This window comes from Nocardioides ultimimeridianus (genome assembly GCF_054777895.1).
In genome coordinates this window covers 146,373-172,440 of sequence record NZ_BAAHAB010000004.1, presented here as the reverse complement: position 1 = coordinate 172,440, position 26,068 = coordinate 146,373, and the positions used below count along the sequence as shown (strand labels likewise).

The following is a 26,068-nucleotide window of genomic DNA, read 5'->3' as shown; positions in this document are numbered from 1 at the left end:
TCACTCCTCGAAGGTGACGGTCAGGGGCGCGAACCCGCTGATGGATGCCGTGACGCGGTCGCCCGCGGCGAACGGCACGAACGGGCCCAGGGCCCCGGACAGGATCAGGTGGCCGGCCCGCAGCGGGTCGCCGAACCGGTGGGCCTGCACGGCCAGCCAGCGCAGCGCCTCGAGCGGGTCGCCCAGGCAGGCGGCACCGTTGCCGCTGGAGCGCACCTCGTCGTTGATGGTGAGCGTCATGTCGACGTCGCGAGGCTCCAGCTCCGCGAGGCTCTTCCCGTCCCGGCCGATCACGAACAGCCCGCTGGAGGCGTTGTCGGCGACGGTGTCGGTGAAGCCGATGTCCCATCCCCCGATCCGGGAGTCGACGATCTCCAGCGCGGGCAGCGCGACGTCCACCGCCGCGCGCACCAGGTCCAGGGTGATCTCCTCCTCGGTTGCCGGGGCGATGTCGGCGGCGAGCCGGAAGGCCACCTCCGCCTCGACGCGGGGCTGGAGCAGGGTGCGCATGGAGATCGGGCTGCCGTCGACGCCGGCGCTGACGTCCATGTCGTCGAGCAGGTAGCCGAAGTCGGGCTGGTCCACGCCGAGCTGGTCCTGCACGGCCTTCGACGTCGCGCCGATCTTGCGGCCCACCACGACCGCTCCCCCGGCGATCCGGCTCCGCACCAGACCCTGCTGGACGGCGTACGCCGCCGGGAGGTCGTCGGTGCCGATCAGGTCCCGCACGGCGGCACACGGCGTACCGCTCGCCTGGGCGGTCGCGAGGCGCTCGACGGCGGCCGAGATCACGTCTGGAGAGGTCACGCCACCCATACTAGAACCTGTTACAGTTTTTCGCATGAAGGACTCCTACGACGTCGTGGTCGTCGGCGCCGGCGGTGCCGGCATGTCGGCCGCCCTCGCCGCCTCCCGCAAGGGTCTCGACACCGTGCTGATCGAGAAGAGCGCCTACTTCGGCGGCTCCACCGCGCGCTCGGGCGGCGGGGTGTGGATCCCCGGCAACTACGCCCTGGAGGCTGCGGGCCAGGTCGATCCCGGCGACCGGGAGGCCGCGAAGACCTATCTCGACGCGATCGTGGGCGACACCGTCCCGAAGGTCCGGCGCGACACCTACCTCGACCGGGGCCCCGAGGTGCTGGAGTTCCTCCGCGACAACACGCCGGTCACCTTCACCTGGGTGCCGGAGTACGCCGACTACCTGCCCGAGCGGCCCGGCGGCCGTCCCCGCGGCCGCAGCGTCGAGCCGGTCCCGCTGGACGCACGCTTCCTCGGCGACGAGCTCGAGCGGCTGCACCCGCCGTACACGAAGGCTCCGGCGAACCTGATCGTCACCCAGGCCGACTTCCGCAAGCTCAGCCTCGGGCTGCGCACGCTCCGCGGTCCGCTCACGATGATCAAGGTGATGCTCAAGCGGCTGCTCGCCATGGCGACCGGCAAGAGGATGTTCGCGATGGGCAATGCGATCGCGATCGGCCTGCGCCAGGGGCTGATCGACGCCGGCGTGCCAGTCGAGTACGACACCGCCCTCGCCGACCTGCTGGTCGAGGACGGCCGCGTCGTCGGCGTCGTGGTCGAGCGCAGCGGCGAGCGTCGCGAGATCCGGGCGACCCGCGGCGTGATCCTCGGCTCCGGCGGGTTCGAGCACAGCCAGGAGCTGCGCGAGAAGTTCCTGCCGCAGCCGACGTCGGCCGCATGGTCGACCGGAGCACCGTCCAACACCGGCGGCGGCCTCCTCGCGGGCACCGCCGCGGGCGCGGCCACCGATCTCCTCGACGACGCCTGGTGGGGTCCCACCATCCCGCTGCCGGGGCGCGCGTGGTTCTGCCTGGCCGAGCGCAACCTGCCCGGCTCGATCATCGTGAACTCGGCCGGCCGGCGCTACATGAACGAGGCGCTGCCCTACGTCGAGGCCACGCACGAGATCTACAAGGGCGAGGCCACCGGGGTCGGCCACGTGCCGTCGTACATGGTCTTCGACCAGACCTACCGCAACCGCTACCTGTTCGCAGGCGTCCCGGGCCGACAGCCGTTCCCGGGCCGTTGGTACAAGGAGGGCGTGGTCACCCGCGCCGACACCCTGGAGCAGCTGGCCGAGAAGGTCGGCGTGCCGGCCGAGAGCCTCACGGCGACCGTCGAGCGCTTCAACGGCTTCGCGCGTTCGGGCGTGGATGAGGACTTCCACCGCGGCGAGAGCGCCTACGACAAGTACTACTCCGACCCCACGGTCAAGCCGAACTGCTCGCTCGCACCGATCGAGAAGGGCCCGTTCTACGCGGTCAGGATCGTGCCGGGCGACCTCGGGACGAAGGGTGGCCTGGTCACCGACGAGCGCGCCCGCGTCCTGCGCGAGGACGGCACCGTCATCCCGGGCCTGTACGCCGCCGGCAACGTCTCGTCGGCCGTCATGGGCCACACCTACCCCGGGCCCGGCGGCACCATCGGCCCGGCCCTCGTGTTCGGCTACCTCGCGGCGGAGGACCTCGCAGATGCCCATTGATCCCTCGATCGCGATCGGCGCCGACCTCGGCGCCCGCACCTTCACCTGGTCGGAGAGCGACGTGCTGCTCTACCACCTGGCGATCGGCGCCACGGACCTCTCGTACACCCTCGAGAGCGCTGGCCTGCAGGTGCTGCCGTCCTTCGGCGTCGTCGCCCCAACCTTCCACGAGACCGACCCGCCGCCGCTGGACCTGCCCGGCTGCGACATCAACCTCGCCCAGGTCGTCCACGGCTCGCAGTCGATCGCGGTGGCCGGCTCGCTCCCCACCAGCGGGTCCGCCACCGTCACCACCACCCTCACCGACGTGTGGGACAAGGGCAGGGCCGCCGTCATCTGGCAGGAGGGCGTCGCGACCTCGGACGCCACCGGCGAGGAGCTGTGGCGGGTGCGCTCCTCGATCTTCGTCAAGGGCGAGGGCGGCTGGGGCGGCGACCGGGGCGCCAGCACCGCGGTCGAGATCCCCGACCGGCCGGCCGACTTCACCGCGTCGTACGCCGTGACGCCGCAGCAGGCGCTGCTCTACCGGCTCTGCGGGGACCGCAACCCGCTGCATGCCGACCCGGACTTCGCCAAGGCGGCCGGCTTCCCGGCGCCGATCCTGCACGGCCTGTGCACCTGGGGCATCGTGCTCCGCGAGCTCACCGACGGAGTACTGGGCGGCGACGCGACCCGGGTCGCGAGCTACGGCGCCCGCTTCGCCGGCGTGGTCTTCCCCGGCGAGACGCTCACCGTGAACGCATGGGACACCGACGCCGGCATCGTCGCGACCGCCACGGTCGGCGACGATGCGCGGCCGGCCCTCGCGGACTGCCTCCTCACGCTCTGACGGCACGGGCCGCCGCGCGACATGTGTCGCGCGACGGCCCGGTGCCGGCTGGGATCAGCCTCCGTAGATGTGGTTCCAGTAGTTGGTCCAGTAGTTCGTCCAGTACTGGGCCCAGTAGTCCGCCCAGTACTGCGCCCAGTACTTGGTCCAGTACTCCTTCCAGACCGCCGTCCAGTACGCGGTCGCGGCCGGGTCGTTCACCGTGACGCTCACCTTCGCGGTGGCGTCGGCCTTGCCGTCGGAGACGGTGTAGCTGAACTCGTCGGAGCCGGTGAACCCGTCGGCCGGGGTGTACGTCGCCTGGTCGCCGTCGACGGTGACCGTGCCGTGGGCGGCGTCGCCCGCGGTGTAGGTCAGCGCGTCACCGTCGGCGTCAGCACCCTTGAGGGTCACGGTCACGGCCTTGCCGGCGTCGGTGGTGGCGGTGACCGGGTCGGCGGTCGGCGGGGTGTTCGCCGGCGTCACCTGGTTCACGGTGACGCTCACCTTCGAGGTGGCGTCGGCCTTGCCGTCGGAGACGGTGTAGCTGAACTCGTCGGAGCCGGTGAACCCGTCCGCGGGCGTGTACGTCGCCTGGTCGCCCGCGATGGAGACCGTGCCGTGGGCGGCGTCGCCCGCGGTGTAGGTCAGCGCGTCACCGTCGGCGTCAGCACCCTTCAGGGTCACGGTCACGGCCGTGCCCGCGTCGGTGGTGGCGGCGACCGGGTCGGCGGTCGGCGGGGTGTTCACCTTGTTCACGGTCACGCTCACCTTCGAGGTGGCGTCGGCCTTGCCGTCGGAGACGGTGTAGCTGAACTCGTCGGAGCCGGTGAACCCGTCGGCCGGGGTGTACGTCGCCTTGTCGCCCGCGATGGAGACCGTGCCATGCGCGGCGTCGCCCGCCGTGTAGGTCAGCGCGTCACCGTCGGCATCAGCACCCTTGAGGGTCACGGTCACGGCCCTGCCGGCGTCCGTGCTCGCGGTGACCGGGTCCGCGGTCGGCGGGGTGTTCGCCGGTACCGGCGGCGTCACCGTGAAGGTGGTGAGGCGCAGCGACTGACCCGCGTCCGGGGTGCAGGGGGCGTTGAAGGAGCCGTCCGGGTTCGCGCCCGGCAGGATGATCGGCGTACCGCTGGAGTTCCGGGCGATGATCACCAGGTCCAGGTTGCCGACGTCGATGGTGCCCGCACCCGCGGTCGGGAAGGTGATCGACGGCGTCTGGCCGGTCGCGACGACATCGAAGCCGCCGGAGGTCGGCACCGCCGTCTTCGCGACGCTGACCGGGACACCGAGGTTCGGCAGGCTGACGTCCGGCGCCTGCAGGGCGGCGTGGGCGGTCGCGGAGCCCTCGATCGTCTTCGCGCCGATCAGCGACAGGCCCGAGGTGGTGTTGGCGTTGAGACTCGCGATCGCCTTGATGTCGAACGGCGCCGAGGCGGTGCCGGCCGGGATCGTCGCGGGCACGGCGACGTCCATGTTGACGGCCACCGACTGCTGGTTGATCAGCGGGAAGGTGCACGTGTAGTTCAGGTTCAGCGTGGCCGCGTCCGCGGAGCCCATGCCCGCCGTCGCCATGAGGCCGGCGCCGAGGCCACCCGCCACGAGGACCGAAAGCCCCCGTCGAGACGCCTGTGCGATTCTCATACTGCTCTCCTTGTGTGGTTCAGCCGGTCCCGAGACAGGGGGTGTCGGGTCGACAGGCGAAGCCATCGGGTCGAGCCGACGAGGCATACCGTCGATCCGGCCGCCGATCCGCAGCAACGGATCCCGGCACCGCCACCCGGTCGTTACCCTTCCGAGACCGGGGGTTGCCAGCAGCGTGAGTGCGGCGGCGTACGACGCGCTCGGGGTTGTCACCGCCGTCGCGTAGCGTGGGCGCATCCCCTCCCGAAAGGCACGCCCATGCCCACTCGTACCGCACGCACCGCCTGGAACGGCGGACTCCAGGACGGCTCCGGTCAGGTCGAGCTGACCTCGTCGGGGGCCGGCACCTTCGACGTCGACTTCCCCAAGCGCGCCTCGGACGACGCACAGGGCGCGACCAGCCCGGAGGAGCTCATCGCGGCGGCCCACTCGGCCTGCTACGCGATGTCGCTGTCCAACGAGATCGCGAAGGCGGGCGGCACGCCCCAGGCGCTCGACGTCTCCGCCGACGTCACCCTGGGCCAGGTCGACGGGGCGCCGACGATCACCACCATCACCATCACCGTCCGCGGCGAGGTCGACGGCCTGGACGCGGACGGGTTCGCGGCCGCCGCGGCCGCCGCCAAGGCCGGCTGCCCGGTCAGCCGCGCGCTCGCCGGCGTCGCCGAGATCAAGCTCGACGCCGCGCTCGAGACGGCCTAGTCGGCCCTCTCCCGCTCGGCGACCAGGCGCTCGGGCGCCATCGCGAGCCAGCCGTCGGTGAGGACCTCGGTCAGCTCCTGCTCGGTGACGGCGGCGAGCTCGACCAGCACGGCGGCGTACCCCTCGAAGTGCTCGATGGTGAACACCGCCGGCGAGCTGGTGGCGAGCAGCGCCTCCTTCTCGTTCAGCCCTGCGGTGCGTACGCCGACCAGCGGCTCGGCGGGATACGCCTGATCGCCGAACCGCTTGATGTCGGCCTTGGTGTAGGGCCGCTCCCACGCGAAGACCTTGCCCGCGACCGCCCAGGTCGCCGTTCCACGCCGCTCCCCCTCCTCGACCTCCGGGAGGGTCAGGGCGATCCGGGACACGTCGTCGATATCCATGTGCCGACGGTAGGCCGCGGCGACTAGCGTTGTCCTCCATGAGCGCCACCCTGCAGGTCCACGAGCTCACCTGCGGGTACGGCGCCAAGGCCCTCTTCGACGGGCTCGACCTCGTCGTCGCGCCCGGCGACGTCATCGGCCTGGTCGGCCCCAACGGCGCCGGCAAGTCCACGCTGCTGCGCACGCTGGCCGGCGAGCTCGCGCCCGAGTCGGGGACCGTGGCGGTGAGCCCGCCGAGCGCGTCGATCGGCTACCTGCCCCAGGAGCCCGAGCGCCGGAGCGGAGAGACGGTGCGTGACTTCCTCGCACGGCGTACCGGTGTCGCGGCGGCCCAGGTGCGCTACGACGCCGCCACCGCGGCGTACGACGACGACCCGGACGAGTACGCCGAGGCCCTCGAGCACTGGCTGGCCCACGGCGCCGCCGACCTCGACGAGCGGGCCGAGGCGGTGCTCGCCGACCTCGGGCTGACCGTCGGCCAGGACGCGCTGATGACCAGCCTCTCCGGTGGTCAGGCCGCGCGCGCCAACCTGGCCTCGCTGCTGCTCAGCCGCTACGACGTCTTCCTGCTCGACGAGCCCACCAACGACCTCGACCTCGACGGTCTGGACCGCCTGGAGCGCTTCGTCTCCTCGCTGCGGGCGGGCGTGGTGCTGGTCAGCCACGACCGCGAGTTCCTCGCGCGCACCGTCGACCGGGTGCTCGAGCTCGACCTGCACCAGCATCGGGTCAACCTCTTCGGCGGCGGCTACGACGCCTACCTGCGCGAGCGCGAGGTCGCACGTCAGCACGCGCGCGAGGCCTACGAGGAGTACGCCGGCAAGATCGGCGACCTCACCGGCCGGATGCAGACCCAGCGGGCCTGGGCGAACCAGGGCGTGCGCAACGCGCGCCGCTCGATCAACAACGAGCCCGACAAGTCCGTACGCCGCTTCCGCGCCGAGTCGTCCGAGAAGCAGGCCGCGAAGGTCCGCCAGTCGGAGAAGGCGATCGAGCACCTCGAGCGCAATGCCGTCGAGGAGCCCCGCAAGGAGTGGGAGCTGCGGATGGAGATCGCGGCCGCGCCCCGATCGGGTGCGGTGACGGCGGCGCTGCGCGGTGCCGTCGTACGCCGCGGCGACTTCCGCCTCGGCCCGGTTGACCTCGAGGTCGGGTGGGCCGAGAAGGTCGCGATCACCGGGCCCAACGGGTCGGGCAAGTCCACCCTGCTCGCGGCGCTGCTCGGCCGGCTCGAGCTCGCCGAGGGCAGCGCCTACCTCGGTCCCGGTGTCGTCGTCGGCGAGGTCGACCAGGCCCGGCGGCTGTTCGAGGGCGACGTGGTGCTCGTGGACGCGTTCCAGGCGCACGTGCCCGACCAGGCGCCCGAGGAGATCCGCACCCTGCTCGCGAAGTACGGATTGAAGTCCGACCACGTGACCCGCCCTGCCGCCAGCCTGAGCCCCGGCGAGCGGACGCGGGCGGGCCTGGCCCTGCTGCAGGCGCGGGGCGTGAACCTGCTGGTGCTCGACGAGCCCACGAACCACCTGGACCTGCCGGCGATCGAGCAGCTGGAGACCGCGCTGGACGAGTACCCGGGCACCCTGCTGCTGGTCACCCACGACCGGCGGATGCTGTCGGCGGTGCACACCACCCGCACGCTCGAGGTGGTCGACGGCTCGGTCACCGAGCGATGAGGATGGGGGCGTGAGCGGACCGCGGATCGTCGCCGTCGAGGGTGACATCACCACCCTCGCCGTCGACGCGATCGTCAACGCGGCCAACTCGCGCGTGCGGGGAGGTGGCGGGGTCGACGGCGCCATCCATGCGGCCGGCGGGCCGAGGATCCTCGAGGACTGTCGCCGTCTCTTCAAGCAGGGGCTCGCGACCGGCGACGCGGGCGCCACCACGGCCGGCGACCTGCCCAGCCGCTGGGTGATCCACGCGGTCGGCCCGAACCGGCACCGCGGCCAGGACGACCCGGCCCTGCTCGTCTCGGCGTACCGGCGCAGCTTCGAGGTCGCCGAGGAGATCGGCGCCCGCACCGTCGCCTGCTCGCTGATCGGGGCCGGGGTCTACGGCTGGACCAGGGCCGAGTCCGTGGACGCCGCCCTCACCGCGCTGGGGTCCGCCGGCCACGGCTTGGACGAGGTCCAGCTGGTCTGCTTCGGGAGGGCGGCGTACGACGAGGTCGCCCGGATCCTCGACCACCGCTAAGCGCGCAAGCGGAACTCGTTGCCGTCGGGGTCAGCCAGGACGACCCCGGGGCCTCTGCTGTCGCTGACTCGCGTCGCACCGATCGCGACGAGTCTCTCGATCTCGGCTCCGGGATCGTCGTCGATCAGCAGCTCGAACCACTGACGGGGCGGCACCTCGAGCGGAGCCACGGGCGGACCGCCCCAAGCGACCTTGGTGCCGCCGAACGGCGACTGGACGCACAGCTCGTTCCCCTCGGGGTCTGCGAGCACGACGTGCATCTCGTCGGGAAGCTGGTCGACGTCGAGGTGCGTTGCCTCCAGACCCACCGCCTTCGCCACGACGGTCTCCAAGTCAGATGCGTCACTCGTGAGGTGGAGGTGCACCCGGTTGGGCGCACGCTTCTCGGCGCGGGTCGGGGAGAAACGCAGTGCGACCTGGGCACGATCGCCCGGGAGCAACACTCCGTCGTCGTCCGCGAGGACCTCCCGGCCGAGCAGGGTCGCCCAGAACCGCGCAACACAATCAGCGTCTCGGGCGGCAAACGTCACCGCCGACAGTCCCAGGGTCACGATCACAGGATGATCCACACCGCGACGTTCTGCTGGTCGACGTCTATGTCCGTCGGTGGAACCGGTAGTCGCCGGTGGCGAGCTTGGTCATGTCGTAGCGGGTGTCGTGGGCCCGATGATGGTGGTGGGAGCAGAGGAGTACGCCGTCGGCGAGGTCGGTGCGGCCGCCTTGGGACCAGGGCTTCAGGTGGTGTGCCTCGCACCAGGCTGCGGGGATCGTGCAGCCCTCGGCGCGACACCGCTTGTCCCTCAGGCGCATGGCTTTGCGTTGGGGTGGTTGGAACAGGCGTCGTGCTCGGCCGAGGTCGAGGGGTTCGGACGTGCCGCCGAGGACGACGGGGATGATCTTCGCCGTGCACGCCAACCGGCGGGCCTCGCTGGCGGAGATGACGGTGTCGCCGAGCATCGCGGATCCGAGCTCGTTGAGGAGTCCCTCGAAGGGGATGGTGACCATGATGGTGGTGGCGTCGCCTCCGTGGTCGGGGAGCCTCTTGGGGTCGAGTAGTTCGAGGAGGCGGCAGAACGCCTCGCCTCGGTTCCTGGCTCGGGTTTGGGTGAACCTCGGGGAGTCTTGGGCTTCGAGGTAGGTGAGGGCTCGTTCGGAGACGGCGTCGGGGAGGTCGCAGATCCAGCGGGTGATCCCGTTGCCGCGTTTCCGGATCCGGATGGCGACCTCGTCCCCCGCGGCCTGCTCCTCGCGCTCCAACGCCTTGCCGAGCTCTGCTTCGGCGATGTCGGGCGCGACGACCTCGAGGATCTTGGTGCCCAGGACCTGGAGGTCTTTGGGGTCGTAGATCGCGGCGAGCTCGATCAGGTGCGCCTCGGCCTGGAGACGGACCGATTGGTCGACGGCCTCGGAGAGCCTGTCGACCGAGCGGATGATGACCCGCGCTTGCGCCTCGTTCACCGCGCCTTCGCGCATCGCAGTTGCCGTGAGCGGGTGGGCCTCGAGCGCCTCGGCCAGCCGCAACGCAGCTCGGCCGGCGGAGGCGGTGATGCGGGTGGTGTGGGCGAGCCAGCAGCCGGCGTCGCGGGACCCGTGCTCGTCGGCAACGTCGGAGGAGGCGGCGAGGACGCGGAGCTTCAGCTCAGCGAGCTGGCCCTCCACGCGGGCGAGGTCGGTGAGGAGGTCGGCTTTGTCGCGGGTGCGGAGGTAGTCGGCCGGCATGTCCGCGACTGCCGCGAGGTCGTTCTGAAGAGACCGCGCGCAGGCGAGGAGCGGGTGCAGTGACACCGTTCCTGCGACCATGACATGCTCCCCGAGACGGACTGATCAACTGCCTTCCATGATACATCTGTTCGAACATTTTCACCACCCCGGAATTGGACAAATCCCCAGGTCAGGACAGGTTTTGTGGGCGGCCGCGTAGCGGCGGCGCGGGCGAAGCCCGTGCCGACTCCGCGCCGTCTCGCCGCCCGGTCGGGACCCCGGGTCAAGGACCGCGAAGCGGCCGCGCAGCGGCGCCGAAGGCGTCCTTGACGCGGGGTGCCGGGCGGCTAAGGTGCGGCCGCTAGAGACCAGCCCGAAGATGGCGAGCCGCGCACCAGCAGTCACCTCATGCAACACGTGGACCGGGCGGCTCGACCCCGACCTCGTCCCCGACACTCACCGTGCCGCCCTCGAGCACCCGGAACACCGTCCCGGCCCGCCGCCGGAGCGCCTCCTGCGCGCCGCGGCCGAGGGTGTCGTCGAGCAGCTTGCAGGGGGCGGCGACACGGACCGCCTCGAGCAGCACGTCCCCGATCCGCAGCCGGGCTCCGGGATCACGCGGCACCTCGGCTCCGGAGATCGTCAGGTTGCGCCGGGTCAGCCCGCTCGGCACGTCCGCGCCGAACACGGCGGCGGCCTCGTCCAGGCTCTCCCGGCTCTGCACGGTGACGTGCCGGTGGCGGGTGCCGTGGTAGCGGTCGCCGACGATGCCCTTGCCGGCCTCGACCTCCACGGAGGTCTTCTCCTGCATCGGCAGCCGGCTGGCCTTGGCGATGTGGATCGACTCGACGCGGGCGCTCACCCGCCCAGGCTACGAGGCAGCGAGGATGAGACCCGAGGTCGGCACACCCGTGCCGGCCGTGACGAGCACGTGCTCGGGCGAGGGCACCTGGTTGACCGACGTACCGCGGATCTGGCGAACGCCCTCGGCGATGCCGTTCATGCCGTGGATGTAGGCCTCGCCGAGCTGGCCGCCGTGGGTGTTGATGGGCAGCCGGCCGCCGATCTCGATGGCGCCGTCCTTGATGAAGTCCGGCGCCTCGCCGCGGCCGCAGAAGCCGAGCTCCTCCAGCTGCATGAGGACGTACGGCGTGAAGTGGTCGTAGAGCACGGCCATCGGGATGTCGTCGGGGGTCAGCCCGGACTGGCGCCAGAGGTCCCGGCCCACCACGCCCATCTCCGGGATGCCGATGTCGTCGCGGTAGTACGACGTCATCACGAACTGGTCGCGACCGCTCCCCTGCGCCGCCGCCGAGATGTACGCCGGCGCCTGCGCCAGGTCGCGCGCCCGCTCCGCGCTGACGACGACGATCGCGACCGCCCCATCGGACTCCTGGCAGCAGTCGAGCAGGTGCAGCGGGTCGGCGACCATCCGCGAGGCCTGGTGCTCCTCGAGCGTGATCGGCTTGCCGTAGAAGAAGGCGCTGGGGTTGGTGGCGGCGTGCCGGCGGTCGGCGACGGCGACGCGACCGAAGTCGGCCGAGGTGGCGCCGTACTCGTGCAGGTAGCGGCGCGCCTGCATCGCGACCGTCGCGGCCGGGGTCGAGAGCCCCAGCGGATAGGTCCAGGCGTTGTCGAGGCCGTTGGTGTTGACCTGCTGCGCTGCCCACTTCGAGACCTGGCCGAAGCGGTCGCCGGAGCGCTCGTTGAAGCCGCGGTAGGCGACGACGACGTCCGCGACGCCGGTGGCGACGGCCATCGCGGCCTGCTGCACCGTGGCGCAGGCGGCACCGCCGCCGAAGTTGATCCGGCTGAAGAAGCGCAGCTCCGGGATGCCGAGCTCGCGCGCGACCGCGATCTCCGAGGAGCTGTCCATGGTGAACGTGGTCAACCCGTCGACGTCGGCCGGTGTGAGGCCGCAGTCGGCGAGCGCGTGCCGCACCGCCTCGACGCTGAGCTGCAGCTCCGAGCGCCCCGACTCCTTGGAGAACTCGGTCGCACCGATGCCGACGATCGCGGCCTTGCCGCTGAGCGAGCGCGTCATGCCGCGACCCTGACGGTGCCGATGACGTGGTCGCCGAGGCTCACCGCGCCGACCACCTTGATCGTCGCCACCCCGTCCTCGATCTCGGTCACCTCGCCGGTGAAGGTGAATGTGTCGTAGGGGTACGCCGGCGCACCCAGCCGGATCGCGATGCCCTGGATCTGCACGTCGGGGCCCGCCCAGTCGGTGACGTAGCGCTCGCACAGCGCGGTCGAGGTCAGGATGTTGACGAAGATGTCCTTCGACCCGGCCGCCTGCGCGACGTCCCGGTCGTGGTGCACGTCCTGGAAGTCACGGGTCGCGATCGCGGTGGACACCACCAGGGTCGGGGTGATGGGGAGGCTCCACTCGGGGAGCTTGTCGCCGACGTTCACTTCGTCTCCTCGATCCGGCTCCAGAGCGGGAGCGTGAGCTCGTCGTCGATGCGGTTCCACCCGACCCGCACCCGGTCCCCGATCTCGACGGGACCGGTCATCTCGGCCACCATCCGCACGCCCTCGTCCAGGTCGACCAGCGCGATCACGAGCGGCAGCTCCTTGCCCGGCACCTGCGGGGCGTGGTGGACGACGTAGGAGAACACCGTGCCGGTGCCGGCCGCGACCACATGGCCCCGGTCGAACGCACCGCACGAAGGACAGGCCGGGCCGGGTGGGTGGCGCAGCTCGCCGCAGGCGTTGCAGGTCTGGATGCGGAGCTCGCCGATCGCCGTACCGTCGAAGAAGTAGGCGTTGTCCCGGTTGATCACCGGGCGCACGCTGCCGCTCATAGCGCCCCCCTGGGGATGAACTTGAGCACCCGGAACAGCATCGTCGCGACGCGCTCGTCGCCCACGTACCAGGTGTTGCGGGAGGTGACGAAGTAGCCGACGCCCATGCCCGTGGTCTTCGGGCCGACCACGGAGTCGAGCGCGGTGGTGACCCGCACCCGCTCCCCCACCCGCAGGTAGCGGTCGTAGGACTGCTCGCAGTTCGTGCCGAGGACCGCGGTGAAGCCCGCGTCGGTCAGCACCCGCATCATCGAGTGCAGCGGGTCGTCCTCCGACGGCTTCCCGCCCAGGCCGTACATCGTCCACACCTGCGCCATCGACGGCGGCGCCTCGCCCGCCCGGAACCGCGGGTTGTCCAGGCCCATCGCCTCGAGCCAGTTGTTGATGGTCGGCTGGTTGACCTCGTCGCGCGCGATGCGCTCGGCGGCCTCGCCCCAGGCCTTGATCCGCTCGGCCTCGGCCATCACGTGGTCGTGGACGTCGGGTGCGACCGCGGTCATCGCGGCACCCGCGGCAGCCCGAGCCCGAACATCGCGATCAGCTCGCGCTGGACCTCCTGCACGCCGCCGCCGAAGGTCAGCACCAGGTTCCGCTTGGCCTGCGCGTCGAGGTAGTCGACCAGCTCGCGCGTGGCCGGGTCGGAGGTGTCGGCGTACCGGTGGACGAGCGAGATCAGGTCGGCGAGCAGGTGCTGCACCTGGTCGGAGGCGAAGACCTTCGACGACGACGCGTCGGCGACCTTGATCTCGCCGGTGGCCGCGGCGCGCGCGACCTCCCAGTTGAGCAGCTCGTTGATCCGGAAGACCGCCGTGGCGCGGCCGAGGACGTCGCGCACGTCCGGGAGGTCCCGTACGCCGGCGGTCTCGGCCCAGCGCAGCACGCGGTCGCGCAGCCCCTCGATCCGCCCGGCCGGGCCGAGCATGACCCGCTCGTGGTTGAGCTGGGTCGTGATCAGCCGCCAGCCCTGGTTCTCCTCGCCCACGAGCATGTCGACGGGCACCCGGACGTCGTTGAAGTAGGTGGCGTTGACGTGGTGCGAGCCGTCGGCGGTGATGATCGGCGTCCAGCTGTAGCCGGGGTCCTTGGTGTCGACGATCAGGATCGAGATGCCCTTGTGCTTGGGCGCGTCCGGGTCGGTGCGGACCGCCAGCCAGAGATAGTCGGCCTGGTGGCCGCCGGTGGTCCACATCTTCTGGCCGTTGACGACGTAGTGATCACCATCGCGGCGGGCCGTCGTGCGCAGCGAGGCCAGGTCGGTGCCGGCGTCCGGCTCGCTGTAGCCGATCGCGAAGTGCACGTGGCCCTTGAGGATCCGCTCGAGGAACATCTCCTTCTGCTTCGGCGTGCCGTAGCGGATCAGGGTCGGCCCGACGGTCTGCAGCGTGACCGACGGCAGGTGCACGTCGGCGTACTGCGCCTCGTTGGCGAAGATCGTCTGCTCGACCTCGCCGAGCCCGTGGCCGCCGTACTCCTCCGGCCAGCCGACGCCCATCCAGCCGTCCTCGCCGAGGCGCCGGATCAGTCGCTCGTACGTCGGACCGTGCCGGTTCCAGGCGCCCTCGACCGGGTCGGGGTCCTGCAGGCCGTGGAACTCCTCGGCGACGCCGCCGAAGTAGCCGCGCAGCCGTGCCTTGAGGGCGCGCTGGTCCTCGGTGAGCTCGAGGTTCTTGGCGGCGGGGTCCTCGACCGGCACCTCGGCGGCGTTCGTGTCGAGGGCGTGCGCGAGGTCGGTGCCCCAGGTCGTGAAGCCGACCAGCGGGTAGGTGATGTCCACGCCCATCCCACCGTGCAGGTGGTGGCAGGTGCGCAGTGCGTACGGCGCCACCCGGCTCGCCCAGTAGGCCGCGACCGCGAGGTCGTCGGCCGCGGGAAGCCCCTCGGCCACCCGCCAGACCGCGTTGTCCGCGGCCAGGTCGAGGGTGCGCGAGGTGACGTAGACGTCGGCCATCTGCAGCGAGACCGCCTGGAACTCCGCGAGCGCGCGGCCGAACTGCTGCCGCTCCTTGACGTAGGACGCGGTCAGGTCGCGGGCCCCGGCGAGGACACCGGCGGCGGTCACGGCGAGACCGGCGGCGGCCAGCTCCTGCAGGCGAGCTCCCGAGCCCTCGCCGAGCGCCTCAGCGGGCGCCCCGTCGAGGACCACGGTGTGCTGCGGCTCGGCGCTGCTGGCCGACGACTCGACCAGCGTCACACCGGGGCCGGTGGCGTCGACGAGCACGGCGAGGTCACCGGCCCGCACGAGCAGCCGGCCGGCGATGGCCGCGCCGGTCACACCGACCTTGCGTCCGGTGACGGTCGCGCCGTCGAAGGTCGCGGTGGTGCCGTGCGCGTCGCGGAGCGCGGGGGCGATGAGCAGGGAGCCGTCGGCGATGGCGGGGAGCAGGTCCTTGCGCTGGGCGTCGGTGCCGAGGTCGGCCAGCGTCAGCGCCGCGCAGCACAGCGTCTCCCACGCCGGCACCCGTACGCCGCGCTCGGCGGCCGCCCGCAGCATGACCGCCACGGCGGGCAGGCCGAGCCCGGCCCCGCCGTACTCCTCGGGCAGGGGTGCGGCGGTCAGTCCCGCGGCCGCCCAGGCCGCCCACGAGGCGGCGTCGGCCTCACGGTCGAGCACCTCGGCCACGACGCTCCGGACCGCACTGATCGCCTCGTCATCCACGAGACAGAACTATAACGTGTTCTAGTTCTGTGCGCGACCGGGTCGTAAGCGTGACCTGTGGGTCGCCCTCACACTCACAGCTCGACGGCCGCCTTCAGCCGGGCCAGCTGCTCCGGGAAGTGCCGGATGAGCGCGTCGGCGTCGGGCATCGACTCCCGGCAGGCGATGACGCCCACGTGCACCTGGCCGGCGTTCGACATCACGGTGATGTTGAGGCCGGCGCCGTGGAACACCGGACCGAGCGGGTAGAGCGCCTCGATCCGGGCGCCGACGAAGTAGAGCGGCATCGGCGGCCCGGGCACGTTGGAGATGACCAGGTTGTGCACGACCGGGTGCCGCTCGGCGAGGCGCAGGTTGGCGTAGGCGCGCACGGCCAGCCCGAAGGTCCGCGGAGCCGCGAACTCGGCCCAGTCCTGCAGCGCGTCGGCCGGGATGGCGTTGTGGTGCTCCTTGGCGTGCCGGTTGCGCTCCGCCATCATCTCCAGCCGCTCCAGCGGGTCCTCGACGTCGGTGCCGAGCTTGGTGAACAGGGCCGAGACCTTGTTCGCACCCTGGGCACGCCTCGAGGACGCACGCACGCTGACCGGCACGGTCGCGAGCAGGGAGGCGGCCGGAAGCTCGCCGCGCTCCTGCAGGTAGGCGCGCAGGGCACCGCCGGACACCGCGAGCACCACGTCGTTGACCGTGGTGCCGGTGGCCTTCTTGACCTGCTTGATGTCGTCGAGGTCCATGTCGGTCACCGCGATCGAGCGGTGACCGGTGATGGTGCCGTTGAACGAGGTCCGCGGGGCCGAGAAGGGCGCCGCCATCGCGGTGCCCTGGCGCGCCCGGCCGATCGTCCGCGTCACCAGGGCCGCCGACGGCTTGAGCACCTTGACCAGGGTGACCGGGCGGGTCGCCGTGCCGATCACGGCACGGCCGAGCAGCTCGCGGCGTCCAGGATCGCGCAGCGACGACAGGCCCTCGGGGGCGAGCGGCGCCGCGTCGGGCTCGAGGGAGCACAGGTAGGAGATCAGGCTGGCGCCGGAGACGCCGTCGACGGTCGCGTGGTGCATCTTGGTGAAGACGACGACCTTCTCCTCGCCGGGCTCGCCGTCCTCGCCGAGCGGCCGGTAGCCCTCGATGACCCACATCTGCCACAGCGGCCGCGAGCGGTCCAGCGGCAGCGAGGCGAGGTGGGCGCAGAGGTCCATCAGCTCGGCGTACCCACCGGGCGTGGGGAGCGCGAGGCGGTGCACGTGCCGCTCGATGTCGAAGCTGCGGTCCTCCACCCAGACCGGGTGGTCCAGGCCCAGCGGGACGGTCCTGACCTTGCGCCGGAAGGCCGGTACGTCGCGCACCCGCGCGTCGAGCTCGGCGAGCATCTCGTCGTACTTGTACGCCGTCGGCATGGTGCCCGGGTCGAGCACCATCACCGCACACACGTGCATCAGCTGTGCGGGCGTCTCGAGGTAGAGGAAGCTGGCATCGAGCCCCGACAACCGTTCCATCACGCAATCCCCCGCCACTAGAACCTGTTCCAACTCTGGTCCCACCCTACGGCTACGCTCGCCGTCATGGGATTCACCCGTCGCCAGCTGGTCAACGCAGCCCTGGTCGCCAACGCGATCCGGCCCCTCCCCGGCTACCGCGGGGGCGCGGCCGGGTTCTTCCCCGGCTGGCTCACCAGTGAGCTCGCTCCGCACGTCCTGGCGGGCATCGCGGTCGACACCGCGGTCCAGGTCGGTCGCGGCCGTGCCAGCCGCACCGGCCTCGGGCTCGCGGCCGCCTCCGCGCTCGGCCTCGGCTACCTGATCCGGCAGAGCACCGGCGCCGGTGCGATCGTCACCACCGCGCTCGAGGACAGCCTGTCCAGCGGGTTCGACGTCGACGTACCGCCCACCGACCTGGTCGGCGCGACCTCGTGGCGTCGGCTGCTCAACCCGTTCCGGTTCGCCGCCGAGGGCCGCCGCGCCGGGGTCGAGGTGCACAAGAACATCCCCTACGCGCCGTACGGGCGACGCGGCCTGCTCGACGTCTACACCTCCGACGTGACGCCCTCCTCCGGAGCGCCGGTGCTGCTCCAGATCCACGGCGGCGGCTGGACGATCGGCAACAAGGACCAGCAGGGCATCCCGCTGATGCAGCACCTCACGGCCAAGGGCTGGGTGTGCGTCGCGCCGAACTACCGGCTCTCCCCGCGCAACGACTGGCCCGCGCACGTCGTCGACGTCAAGGCCGCGATCGCGTGGATCAAGGAGCACATCGCCGAGTACGGCGGCGACCCCGACTACATCGCGATCACAGGCGGCTCCGCGGGTGGCCACCTCACCGCGCTGGCCGCCCTGACCCCGAACGACCCCGCCTTCCAGCCCGGGTTCGAGTCGGCGGACACCACCGTCCAGGCCGCCGTGCCGCACTACGGCGTCTACGACTTCGCCGGCGCCACCGGTCTGCGCAGCGCGGTGATCATGCGCGACACGTTCCTGGCGCCGAAGGTCCTCAAGCAGAGGTACGCCGACGCGCCGGAGCTCTTCGCCGCCGCCTCCCCGCTGCTGCGGATCACCGAGGACGCGCCGGACTTCTTCGTCATCCACGGCAGCAACGACACCCTGGTCGACGTGCGCCAGGCGCGCGCGTTCGTGGACAAGCTCAAGCGCATCTCGAAGCGCTCGGTCACCTACGCCGAGCTGCCCGGCACCCAGCACGCCTTCGACGTGTTCCCCTCGATCCGCTCCCAGGCGGTCATCCGCGCGATCGACCGCTACCTGAGCTGGCACCACGCCGCCTGGGCCAAGGAGCGCAGCACCGCCTCGTGACCCTCCGGCACACCGGATATTGATTGGTGAATTCCACCATTCCGCGGGAAGATCTGCGGCATGGGATTCGTGACGTACGCCGATGTGCTGCGGATCCCCCTCGTCCGGCGGATCCTGCTGCTGGGGATGATCGTCCGGGTGCCGCTGTGGGCCGGCAGCATCGCCCTCACCCTGCACGTGGTCACCCACCTGCACGGCTCGTACGCCGACGCCGGCTTCGTCGCCGCCGTGCAGGCAGCCGCCCTCGGCATCAGCGGTCCCTGGCGCGGCCGGCTGCTGGACCGGCTCGGCGTCCGCCGCGCCATCACGCCCTCGCTGGTCGTGCTCGCGCTCACCTGGTCGATCGCGCCGTGGGTCGGCTACTGGCCGCTGCTGGGGCTGGCGAGCCTGGCCGGGCTGTTCACGGTCCCGAGCTTCTCGATCGTGCGCGCCGTGCTGATCGGCGCCGTACCGGAGCACCAGCGGACCACCGCGCTCTCGATCGACTCCATCGCCACCGAGTTGACCTTCATGGTCGGCCCGGTCCTCGGCGTGCTCGCCGCCACGACGCTGCCGACCCCGACCGCGCTGTTCGCCTGCGAGATGGCCTCGCTCGCCGGGTCGGCGCTGATCTGGTGGGCGAATCCGTCCCTGCAGGGCGCGCACGACGCCGTCGAGCCGGCCGGGGCCGAGCGCCGGCGGCTGCGGATGACCCTGCCGATCCTCACCGTCCTGGCCATGTCGATGGCGGCCGTCATCATCCTCACCGGCGAGGACCTCGGCACCGTCGCGACGCTGCGCGAGTGGGACATGCCCGGCTCCATCGGCTGGATGCTGGCGCTGTGGGGCCTCGGCTCGGCGGTCGGCGGTCTGCTCTACGGCGCCCTGCACACCCGCCCGTCCGCGACCGTGCTGCTCCTGCTGCTCGGGCTGTCGACGGTCGCCGTCCCGCTCGCGCAGGAGACGGTCGGCTTCACCGTGATCCTGTTCCTCAGCGGCGCCTTCTGCGCGCCGACGATGACCGCCATGACCACGCTGCTCTCGCACCTGGTCCCGCCCGCCAACCGCGGCGAGGCCATGGGCTGGCACGGGTCGGCGATGATGCTCGGCTCCGCCGCCGCCGGTCCGCTGATCGGCGTGGCCCTGGACGGCGGCGGCTGGCGCTGGGGCTTCCTCACCGCCGGCCTGATCGGGCTGGGGATCGGACTCGTGGGGCTGGTGGTGACCTCCCGCGCGACGCAGGTCGCCGAGCCGGTCCTCGAGACGGTCTAGCGGGGCAGTCCCAGGATCCGCTCTGCGGCCACGTTCCGCAGGATCTGGGTGGTGCCTCCGGCGATCGACAGGCAGCGGGTGTTGAGCTGCTCCCAGACGTCCGCGGCCAACCCGCCCGCCGTCTTGTCGACGGAGCCGAGGACGGCGAGCGCGTCGCCCTGGAGGCGTACGACGAGCTCGGACGCCTCCTGCCGTGACCGTACGCCGAGCAGCTTGGCCACGCTCGACTCCGCACCCGGTCCGTGGCCGCCCAGCGCGCGGAGCGTCGTACGGACCCCGAGCAGGCCGCAGACGGTGGCGAGCGCGACGGCCCGGCCGACCTCGACCCGCTCCACCGGACCCAGCTCGCGGGTCGCCGCCAGCTCGACCGCGCGCTCGACGCTCGTGGACAGCCGGGCGCTCGCCATGGCGACCCGCTCGTTGGCCAGCGTCGTGCGGGCGAGGCGCCAGCCGTCGCCCGGCTCAGCGACCAGGCACTCGTCGGGCACGAAGACCTCGTCGAGGAACACCTCGTTGAACAGCGCCTCGCCGGTGATCTCGCGCAGCGGCCGGACCTCGATGCCGGGCGACCGCATGTCCACCAGGAAGTAGCTGATCCCCTTGTGCTGCGGCACGTCCGGGTCGGTGCGGGCCAGGCAGATCGCCCAGTCGGCCCGCTCGGCGACGGACGTCCAGACCTTCTGGCCGGTGATCGACCAGCCGCCCTCGACCCGCACCGCCCGGGTGCGCAGCGAGGCCAGGTCGGAGCCGGAGCCCGGCTCGGAGAAGAGCTGGCACCAGACCAGGTCGCCGAGCAGCGAGGGCCGCACGAAGCGCTCGCGCTGCGCGTCGCTGCCGTGGGCCAGGATCGTCGGCACGGCCCAGCCGGCGATGACCAGGTCGGGCCGCGTCACGCCTGCCGCCGCCAGCTCCTGGTCGATGACGACCTGCTGCACCGCGTCGGCGCCGAGTCCGTACGGCGCCGGCCAGTGCGGGGTCAGGTAGCCCGACTCGGCCAGCGCCGCGCGGCGCTCCCCCGCCGGGCGGGACGCGATGTCCGCGACCGTGGCCCGGACCTGGTCCCGGATCGGGACGTCGCGCCCGTCGAGGTCGACGTCCACGGCCCGGCGTACGCCCGAGGCGGCGGTGGCAGTCAGCCGCTCGGCGGCCGCGCCGGACGAGCCGGCCAGCGCGCGCAGCGAGAGCGCGCGGCGCAGGTAGAGGTGGGCGTCGTGCTCGTAGGTGAACCCGATGCCGCCGAGCACCTGGATGCAGGCCTTGGCCACGTCCACAGCGCCGTCGAAGCAGGTGGCGAGGGCGACGTCGACGGCGAAGTCCCACTGCCGCTCGTCACCGGCGTCGCCCGCCGAGGCGGCGTCCCAGGCGGCGGCGGTGATCGCCTCGGCGGTCTCCAGCATCTCCGCGCAGAGGTGCTTGATCGCCTGGAACGACCCGATCGGCCGCCCGAACTGCTCGCGCACGTTGGCGTACTCCACGGCCGTGTCCAGGCACCAGCGGGCGACGCCGGACGCCTCCGCGGCCGCGAGGCTGACGGCCACCCGGCGGGTCCGCGCGTCGCCGCCTCCGTCCGCGGGCGGGGCGTGCCGGGCGCTCAGGTCCAGCCCGGCCGAGCCGCCTCCGTCCCAGACCACGCCGCCGGCGTACACCTGGACGCCGTGGCGCCCGGGCTCACCGGTGAGCACGCCACCGGCGGCAGCGCCGAGCAGGCCTCCGGGCACCAGCGCGTAGGCACACGCCTCCAGGGCGACCGCCTGGTCCAGCAGCGTCCCGCCGCCACCCCCGGCCGCCTCCGGTACGGCGATCGCGTGCACGCCCATGTCCTCGACCGCCGCCCACACCTCGGCGAAGGCGGCCGCCGGGTCGCCCTCGGCCGCGCGGATCGCCTCGATCGCCCCCAGGCTGCCGGCCCACTTGCGCAGGCTGGCCGCCAACTCGACCTGGTCGTCGGTGATCGCGATCGACATGTGCACCCTCCGGGCGGAAACTAGAACAGGTTCTAAGTCTACTAGAGTCGGGCGGGTGACGTCCGAGATGCCCGCCGACCTGCTCCCGCACGCCCTCGCGGCCAAGGGGTTCATGCCCGAGGACGAGGGTGCCGCGCTCCACCGGATCGCCCGCGAGCGGCTCCCCCACGGCCCCGTCCTCGAGGTCGGGACCTACTGCGGCAAGTCGGCGATCTACCTCGGAGCGGCGGCCCGCGAGATCGGCGGAACCGTCTTCACCGTCGACCACCACCGCGGCTCGGAGGAGAACCAGGCCGGCTGGGAGCACCACGACGCCTCGGTCGTCGACCCCGAGCTCGGGCTGATGGACACGCTGGGCCAGTTCCGCAAGAACATCGCCCGCGCCGGGCTCGAGGACCACGTCGTCGCGATCGTCGGCGCGTCCACGACGGTCAGCGCGCACTGGAACACGCCGCTGAGCCTGCTGTTCATCGACGGCGGGCACGGCGAGCAGCCCGCCATCGACGACTACGAGGGCTGGGCCCACCACGTCATGTCGGGCGGCTACCTCGCCATCCACGACGTCTTCCCCGACCCCGCGGACGGCGGGCGGCCGCCGTACGAGCGCATCTACCTGCCGGCGCTCGAGAGCGGCCGCTTCGAGGAGATCGAGGCGGTCGGGTCCCTGCGGGTCCTGCGCCGGGTGTAGCTAGCGGCGCGCGGACTCGTCCGCCCCGCACTCGCACTCCAGCGCGATCTCGTCGAAGTGCGCGGCCAGCGAGGTGCCGCGCATGATCCCGGAGCCCGGGGTCGAGTGCCCGTAGGTCTCCCCCAGCGCGTCGATCGCGAGCAGCACGGCGGCGGCGGTGTACGTCGTCTGCTCGTGCGGCCAGTACACGTTGCGCGGCTCGCCCTCGGGGGCCGGGTGGGTGGCGTCGTCGTACACCCAGCCGGTCCAGTAGCGGCCGTCGTCCTCGCGCAGGTGCTGCATCTCGGCGACCAGCTTCCGCGCGCGGGCCGGCTCGCCCAGGGCGTCCAGCGCCATCGCCAGCTCGCAGGTCTCGGCACCGGTCACCCACGGGTTGGTGTCGACGCAGCGGATGCCGAGGCCCGCCACCACGAAGTCGTCCCACCGCTCGGCGATCCGCTCGCGCGCGGCGTCGCCACGGACGGCGCCGCCGAGGACCGGGTAGTACCAGTCCATCGAGAACGTCGACTTGTCCGCGAACAGGTCGCGGTGGCGCCGTACGGCGTGACCGAGCCGACCGCCCGCGAGCTCCCACTCCGGCTGCGGGTCGTCCATCAGGTCCGCGAGCGCAACACCGGCGCGCAGCGAGTGGTAGATCGAGGAGCTGCCGGTGAGCAGGCAGAAGTCGTCGACGGGCGTCCAGCGGATGCCGCCCCACGGCTCCTGCAGCGAGGTGACGAAGTCCAGGCCGGACCGGATCGCGGGCCAGAACCGCTCCACGAAGCGGATGTCGCGGCGGATCAGCCAGTGATGCCACACCCCGACGGCGAGGTACGCCGACATGTTGCTCTCGCCGCGCGCGTCCTCGACCTCGCCGCCGACGATCTTCATCGGCCACGAGCCGTCCGGGCGCTGCATCGTGAGCACCCAGTCGTAGGCGCGCTCGGCGGCGCTGACCTGGCCGCCGACGAGCATCGCCATGGCGGACTCGACGTGGTTCCAGATGTCGGTGTGCTCGCCGACCGTCCACGGCACCGAGCCGCACGGCTCCTGCATCGCGGCGATCGCCCGCGCGGTGTCGGCCACCTGCTCGGCGGAGAGCAGCCCGTCGACGTACGGGAGGCGCGAGAGGGGGACCTCGGCGCTCACGCGGCCTCCGGCGCCTCGGGCTTGCGGAAGTACAGGACCATCGACTTGCCGATGAGCGGGTCGAGCACCTTCCCGGCGTACTGCAGGGTCTTGGGCTGCTTCATGATCTCCCAGACCAGCAGCTGGTGGTACGCCTTGGCGAGCGGGTGGGTGTCGTTGTCGACGCCGACCGCGCACTTGATCCACCAGTACGGCGCGTGCAGGCCGTGGGTATAGCTCTTGCCCTCGAAGATCATCGCGTCGCCCGGCGTGCCGTCGTTGAACCGGCCGCCCTTGGTGACCTTGTCGATCAGCTCGTGGTCGGTGTAGATGCGGATGTGGCCGCCCTCGGCGTTGTGGTAGTCGGCCGACAGCCGCCAGTTGATGACCTCCGGCAGCCAGCGCGGCACCGTGACGGCCATCGTGCCGCCGGGACGCAGCACCCGGATCAGCTCGCGGATCGCGGCGACGTCCTCGTGGATGTGCTCGAGCACCTCCGAGCAGACGATGCGGTCGAACTCGCCGTCGGCGAACGGCAGCGAGAGGGCGTCGCCCTGCTTGACGTCGGCCTCGGCGCCCTCGGGCACCTCGCCGGCCTCCTTCATCGCGACGAACAGGTCGCGGACGCCCTCGAGCTCCTCGGCGTCGAGGTCGAACGCGATCACGTCGGCGCCCCGGCGGTACATCTCGAAGCTGTGCCGGCCGGCACCCGCACCCATGTCGAGCACGCGCTCCCCCGGCTTGAGGCCGAGTCGGTCGAAGTCAACGGTCAGCATCAGCGCTGCTCCTTCTGGTAGTCCACGATCACGTCTTCGAGCACGTCGGCGGTCTTCGCCGCGACGGCCGACCAGCTGAACAGCTCCTTGACCCGCAGTCGGCCGGCCGCGCCCAGCCGGGCCCGGCGCTCGGGGTCGTCGAGCAGCGCCGCCACGGCCGCCACCAGGGCGCCCACGTCGCCGGGCTCGACGACCTCGGCGCACAGGCCGTCGGGGCCGACGACCTCCGGGATGGCACCGGCGCGCGAGACGACCAGCGGGGTCTCGCAGGCCATCAGCTCGGCGGTGGGCAGGGAGAAGCCCTCGTAGAGGGACGGCACGCAGGCGACCTCGGCCGAGCCCATCAGCGCCACCAGCTCGTCGTCGGTCAGGCCGTTGGCGAAGGTGACGTGCTCGGCGATGCCGAGCTTGTCGATGAGCTTCTCGGTGACCCCGCCCTCCTTGGGCTTGGTCACCAGGACCAGCTCGAGCTCGCGCTCGGTGCGCAGCTTGGCGAAGGCCTCGAGCAGGATGTGGATGCCCTTGAGCGGCGCGTCGGCGCTGGCCATCGCCAGGATCCGGCCCGCCACGCGCGGCTCGGTGGGCGGACGGAAGCGGTCGTCGACGCCCAGCAGGATGGTGTCGATCCGGTCGGCGTCGACCCCGAACTCACGCACCACGTCGCGCTTGGAGGACTCCGAGGGCACGATCACGCGGCGGATGCGCGGCGCGGTCAGCTTCTGCTGGCGCAGGAAGGAGTACCAGCGCCACACGCCGACCTTCGGCAGCTCCACCTTCACGCGGCTGTCCGCCTTGCGGCGTACCCACGGCGCGGTGCTGAGCTCGATCGCCCGGTCCATCGTGATCGGGTGATGGATGGCCGCCGCCAGGGGCAGGCCGTCCTCCTCGATCTGCAGCAGCGGCAGCGCGAGGGTCTGGTTGTCGAAGACCACGTCGAAGTCGTCGCGGCGCGCCTTCAGCAGCTTCACGACCCGCTTGCTGAAGGTGAGCGGCTCGGGGAACGCGCCGCTGCGCATGGTCAGCCACTCCTCGACGTCGATGAGGTCGCGGAACTCGCGCGGGCGCGGGTTGCGGAACTCGTCACCGGGTCGGTAGAGGTCCAGGCTGGGGACCTTCGTGAGCGTGACGCCCTCGTCGAGATCGGGGTACGGCTGGCCGGAGAACACCTCGACGGTGTGCCCGAGGGCGACCAGCTCGCGGCTCAGCCGCCTGATGTAGATACCCTGGCCGCCGACGTGCGGCTTGCTGCGGTAGGAAAGCATCGCGATCCGCATGACCGAATCTCCTCCTTGGTGACTGCGTGTGGCGCCGGCTCAACCCTCGAGTCACGGCGCCAGGCTCACCAGGAGCAGGGCCGGAACGAAACTGGAACGTGTTTCTATTATGCGCTACCTGTTAGTAGCCTAGTCGCTACGGCCCACCCGCCGAGCACCGAGGAGTTGCCGTGACCACCCACTCGCTGACGTCCGACGCCACTGGCGACAACGACGACCGGGGCGGGTCCGCCGCACAGCGCGACCGTCGCAAGCGGATCCTGGACGCCACCTACGAGCTCGCCGCCAACGGTGGGTTCGAGGCCGTGCAGATGCGCGCCGTCGCCGAGCAGGCCGACGTGGCCCTCGGCACGCTGTACCGCTACTTCCCCTCCAAGATCCACCTCCTGGTCTCGGGTCTGGACCGGCAGTTCGAGGAGGCGTCCAAGCGCCTGCACGAGCGCCAGATCCCCGGCGACACCCAGGCCGACCGGGTCCTGTGGGTGCTCAAGCGGCTGACCCGCGGCATGCAGGGCGACCCCAAGCTCACCGAGGCGCTCACCCGCGCCTTCATGTTCGCCGACTCCTCGGTCAAGAACGAGATCCACTCGGTCGGCATGTCGATGACCGCCATCGTCACCCACGCCATGCACGGCCAGGACGCCGACGACGCCGAGATCACCGACCAGGACATCGCCGTCGCCCGGGTGATCGGCGACATCTGGCTCTCCGCCCTCGTCGGCTGGGTCACCGGTCGCACGACGGCCGCCGAGACAGCCGCCCACATGGAGACCGCCGTCCGGCTCGTCCTCCGCGACTGACCCCGGCGCGAGT

25 protein-coding genes are annotated in these 26,068 nt (G+C 71.8%); 9 read left to right on the top strand and 16 right to left on the bottom strand.

All coding sequences use genetic code 11. The features are described 5' to 3' along the window. The gene (locus tag ACYU8V_RS03210) at positions 1-816 is read right to left on the bottom strand and encodes a 2-keto-4-pentenoate hydratase (RefSeq protein WP_460845100.1); all 816 of its coding nucleotides are present in this window, start codon (positions 814-816) and stop codon (positions 1-3) included. A gap of 25 nt (positions 817-841) precedes the next feature. Here ACYU8V_RS03210 and kstD point away from each other — a divergent pair, with 25 nt between their 5' ends. Together kstD and ACYU8V_RS03200 are read left to right on the top strand one after the other, a co-directional pair. Next, entirely contained in the window at positions 842-2,500 is a 1,659-nt protein-coding gene (gene kstD, locus ACYU8V_RS03205; protein ID WP_460845099.1) for a 3-oxosteroid 1-dehydrogenase, read from the top strand. Next, positions 2,490-3,329, top strand: a complete 840-nt coding sequence (locus ACYU8V_RS03200) for a MaoC/PaaZ C-terminal domain-containing protein (RefSeq protein WP_460845098.1) — start codon at positions 2,490-2,492, stop codon at positions 3,327-3,329. Before kstD ends, ACYU8V_RS03200 begins: the two co-directional genes overlap by 11 nt. Positions 3,330-3,383: 54 nt before the next feature. On the opposite strand, the gene ACYU8V_RS03195 is transcribed toward ACYU8V_RS03200, so the two are convergent. Further along, a complete protein-coding gene (locus ACYU8V_RS03195; RefSeq protein WP_460845097.1) occupies positions 3,384-4,952 on the bottom strand; it encodes an Ig-like domain-containing protein in 1,569 nt (522 codons plus the stop codon). Between the two features lie 258 nt (positions 4,953-5,210). Here ACYU8V_RS03195 and ACYU8V_RS03190 point away from each other — a divergent pair, with 258 nt between their 5' ends. Beyond that, positions 5,211-5,654: an OsmC family peroxiredoxin gene (locus ACYU8V_RS03190; RefSeq protein WP_460845096.1), complete on the top strand. Its 444-nt coding sequence runs from the start codon at positions 5,211-5,213 to the stop codon at positions 5,652-5,654. Here the strand turns inward: ACYU8V_RS03190 and ACYU8V_RS03185 are convergent. After that, entirely contained in the window at positions 5,651-6,037 is a 387-nt protein-coding gene (locus ACYU8V_RS03185) for an MmcQ/YjbR family DNA-binding protein (RefSeq protein WP_460845094.1), read from the bottom strand. The genes ACYU8V_RS03190 and ACYU8V_RS03185 overlap by 4 nt on opposite strands. A gap of 38 nt (positions 6,038-6,075) precedes the next feature. On the opposite strand from ACYU8V_RS03185, the gene ACYU8V_RS03180 reads away from it, so the two are divergent. Together ACYU8V_RS03180 and ACYU8V_RS03175 are read left to right on the top strand one after the other, a co-directional pair. Next, a complete protein-coding gene (locus ACYU8V_RS03180) occupies positions 6,076-7,710 on the top strand; it encodes an ABC-F family ATP-binding cassette domain-containing protein (RefSeq protein WP_460845092.1) in 1,635 nt (544 codons plus the stop codon). 10 nt (positions 7,711-7,720) lie between these two features. Further along, entirely contained in the window at positions 7,721-8,230 is a 510-nt protein-coding gene (locus ACYU8V_RS03175; RefSeq protein ID WP_460845091.1) for a macro domain-containing protein, read from the top strand. On the opposite strand, the gene ACYU8V_RS03170 is transcribed toward ACYU8V_RS03175, so the two are convergent. The 9 genes from ACYU8V_RS03170 to ACYU8V_RS03130 all read right to left on the bottom strand — a co-directional run bounded on the left by ACYU8V_RS03170 (position 8,227) and on the right by ACYU8V_RS03130 (position 16,887). Beyond that, on the bottom strand, positions 8,227-8,787 hold the full coding sequence (locus ACYU8V_RS03170) for a VOC family protein (protein ID WP_460845089.1): 561 nt from the start codon (positions 8,785-8,787) through the stop codon (positions 8,227-8,229). The two genes, ACYU8V_RS03175 and ACYU8V_RS03170, sit on opposite strands and share 4 nt — an antisense overlap. 37 nt (positions 8,788-8,824) lie before the next feature. After that, positions 8,825-10,030, bottom strand: coding sequence for an HNH endonuclease signature motif containing protein (locus tag ACYU8V_RS03165; protein WP_460845087.1), 1,206 nt, complete (start codon positions 10,028-10,030; stop codon positions 8,825-8,827). Between the two features lie 307 nt (positions 10,031-10,337). Continuing rightward, a complete protein-coding gene (locus ACYU8V_RS03160) occupies positions 10,338-10,793 on the bottom strand; it encodes an MOSC domain-containing protein (protein ID WP_460845085.1) in 456 nt (151 codons plus the stop codon). Positions 10,794-10,802: 9 nt separating this feature from the next. Then, a complete protein-coding gene (locus ACYU8V_RS03155; protein ID WP_460845082.1) occupies positions 10,803-11,975 on the bottom strand; it encodes a lipid-transfer protein in 1,173 nt (390 codons plus the stop codon). Next, on the bottom strand, positions 11,972-12,349 hold the full coding sequence (locus ACYU8V_RS03150) for a MaoC family dehydratase (RefSeq protein WP_460845081.1): 378 nt from the start codon (positions 12,347-12,349) through the stop codon (positions 11,972-11,974). The genes ACYU8V_RS03155 and ACYU8V_RS03150 overlap by 4 nt, the downstream gene beginning before the upstream one ends. Continuing rightward, positions 12,346-12,741 (bottom strand): Zn-ribbon domain-containing OB-fold protein, encoded by a 396-nt coding sequence (locus ACYU8V_RS03145; RefSeq protein ID WP_460845079.1) that lies wholly within the window; start codon positions 12,739-12,741, stop codon positions 12,346-12,348. The genes ACYU8V_RS03150 and ACYU8V_RS03145 overlap by 4 nt, the downstream gene beginning before the upstream one ends. Continuing rightward, on the bottom strand, positions 12,738-13,241 hold the full coding sequence (locus ACYU8V_RS03140; RefSeq protein ID WP_460845078.1) for an FAS1-like dehydratase domain-containing protein: 504 nt from the start codon (positions 13,239-13,241) through the stop codon (positions 12,738-12,740). Before ACYU8V_RS03140 ends, ACYU8V_RS03145 begins: the two co-directional genes overlap by 4 nt. Continuing rightward, positions 13,238-15,397 (bottom strand): acyl-CoA dehydrogenase, encoded by a 2,160-nt coding sequence (locus tag ACYU8V_RS03135; protein WP_460845077.1) that lies wholly within the window; start codon positions 15,395-15,397, stop codon positions 13,238-13,240. Before ACYU8V_RS03135 ends, ACYU8V_RS03140 begins: the two co-directional genes overlap by 4 nt. A gap of 74 nt (positions 15,398-15,471) precedes the next feature. After that, the gene (locus ACYU8V_RS03130) at positions 15,472-16,887 is read right to left on the bottom strand and encodes a WS/DGAT/MGAT family O-acyltransferase (protein WP_460845075.1); all 1,416 of its coding nucleotides are present in this window, start codon (positions 16,885-16,887) and stop codon (positions 15,472-15,474) included. A gap of 66 nt (positions 16,888-16,953) precedes the next feature. Here ACYU8V_RS03130 and ACYU8V_RS03125 point away from each other — a divergent pair, with 66 nt between their 5' ends. Together ACYU8V_RS03125 and ACYU8V_RS03120 are read left to right on the top strand one after the other, a co-directional pair. Further along, positions 16,954-18,195 (top strand): alpha/beta hydrolase fold domain-containing protein, encoded by a 1,242-nt coding sequence (locus tag ACYU8V_RS03125; RefSeq protein ID WP_460845074.1) that lies wholly within the window; start codon positions 16,954-16,956, stop codon positions 18,193-18,195. Between the two features lie 60 nt (positions 18,196-18,255). Further along, entirely contained in the window at positions 18,256-19,446 is a 1,191-nt protein-coding gene (locus ACYU8V_RS03120) for an MFS transporter (RefSeq protein WP_460845073.1), read from the top strand. Here the strand turns inward: ACYU8V_RS03120 and ACYU8V_RS03115 are convergent. Next, on the bottom strand, positions 19,443-21,410 hold the full coding sequence (locus ACYU8V_RS03115; RefSeq protein WP_460845071.1) for an acyl-CoA dehydrogenase family protein: 1,968 nt from the start codon (positions 21,408-21,410) through the stop codon (positions 19,443-19,445). The genes ACYU8V_RS03120 and ACYU8V_RS03115 overlap by 4 nt on opposite strands. A 55-nt stretch (positions 21,411-21,465) precedes the next feature. Between ACYU8V_RS03115 and ACYU8V_RS03110 the strand changes: the two genes are divergently transcribed. Beyond that, entirely contained in the window at positions 21,466-22,098 is a 633-nt protein-coding gene (locus ACYU8V_RS03110; protein WP_460845069.1) for a class I SAM-dependent methyltransferase, read from the top strand. Here ACYU8V_RS03110 and ACYU8V_RS03105 read toward each other — a convergent pair whose 3' ends face one another. The 3 genes from ACYU8V_RS03105 to ACYU8V_RS03095 are packed head-to-tail and all read right to left on the bottom strand — an operon-like array spanning position 22,099 to position 25,255. Next, a complete protein-coding gene (locus ACYU8V_RS03105; RefSeq protein WP_460845067.1) occupies positions 22,099-23,226 on the bottom strand; it encodes a prenyltransferase/squalene oxidase repeat-containing protein in 1,128 nt (375 codons plus the stop codon). It lies immediately after the preceding gene. Next, positions 23,223-23,981 (bottom strand): class I SAM-dependent methyltransferase, encoded by a 759-nt coding sequence (locus ACYU8V_RS03100; RefSeq protein WP_460845066.1) that lies wholly within the window; start codon positions 23,979-23,981, stop codon positions 23,223-23,225. The genes ACYU8V_RS03105 and ACYU8V_RS03100 overlap by 4 nt, the downstream gene beginning before the upstream one ends. After that, positions 23,981-25,255 carry a glycosyltransferase family 4 protein gene (locus tag ACYU8V_RS03095; RefSeq protein WP_460845064.1) on the bottom strand — a complete coding sequence of 425 codons (1,275 nt, stop codon included), beginning with the start codon at positions 25,253-25,255 and terminating at the stop codon, positions 23,981-23,983. Before ACYU8V_RS03095 ends, ACYU8V_RS03100 begins: the two co-directional genes overlap by 1 nt. A gap of 170 nt (positions 25,256-25,425) precedes the next feature. Here ACYU8V_RS03095 and ACYU8V_RS03090 point away from each other — a divergent pair, with 170 nt between their 5' ends. After that, complete coding sequence (locus tag ACYU8V_RS03090) at positions 25,426-26,055, top strand: TetR family transcriptional regulator (RefSeq protein WP_460845063.1); 630 nt, start codon at positions 25,426-25,428, stop codon at positions 26,053-26,055. The last annotated feature ends 13 nt before the right edge of the window (positions 26,056-26,068 follow it).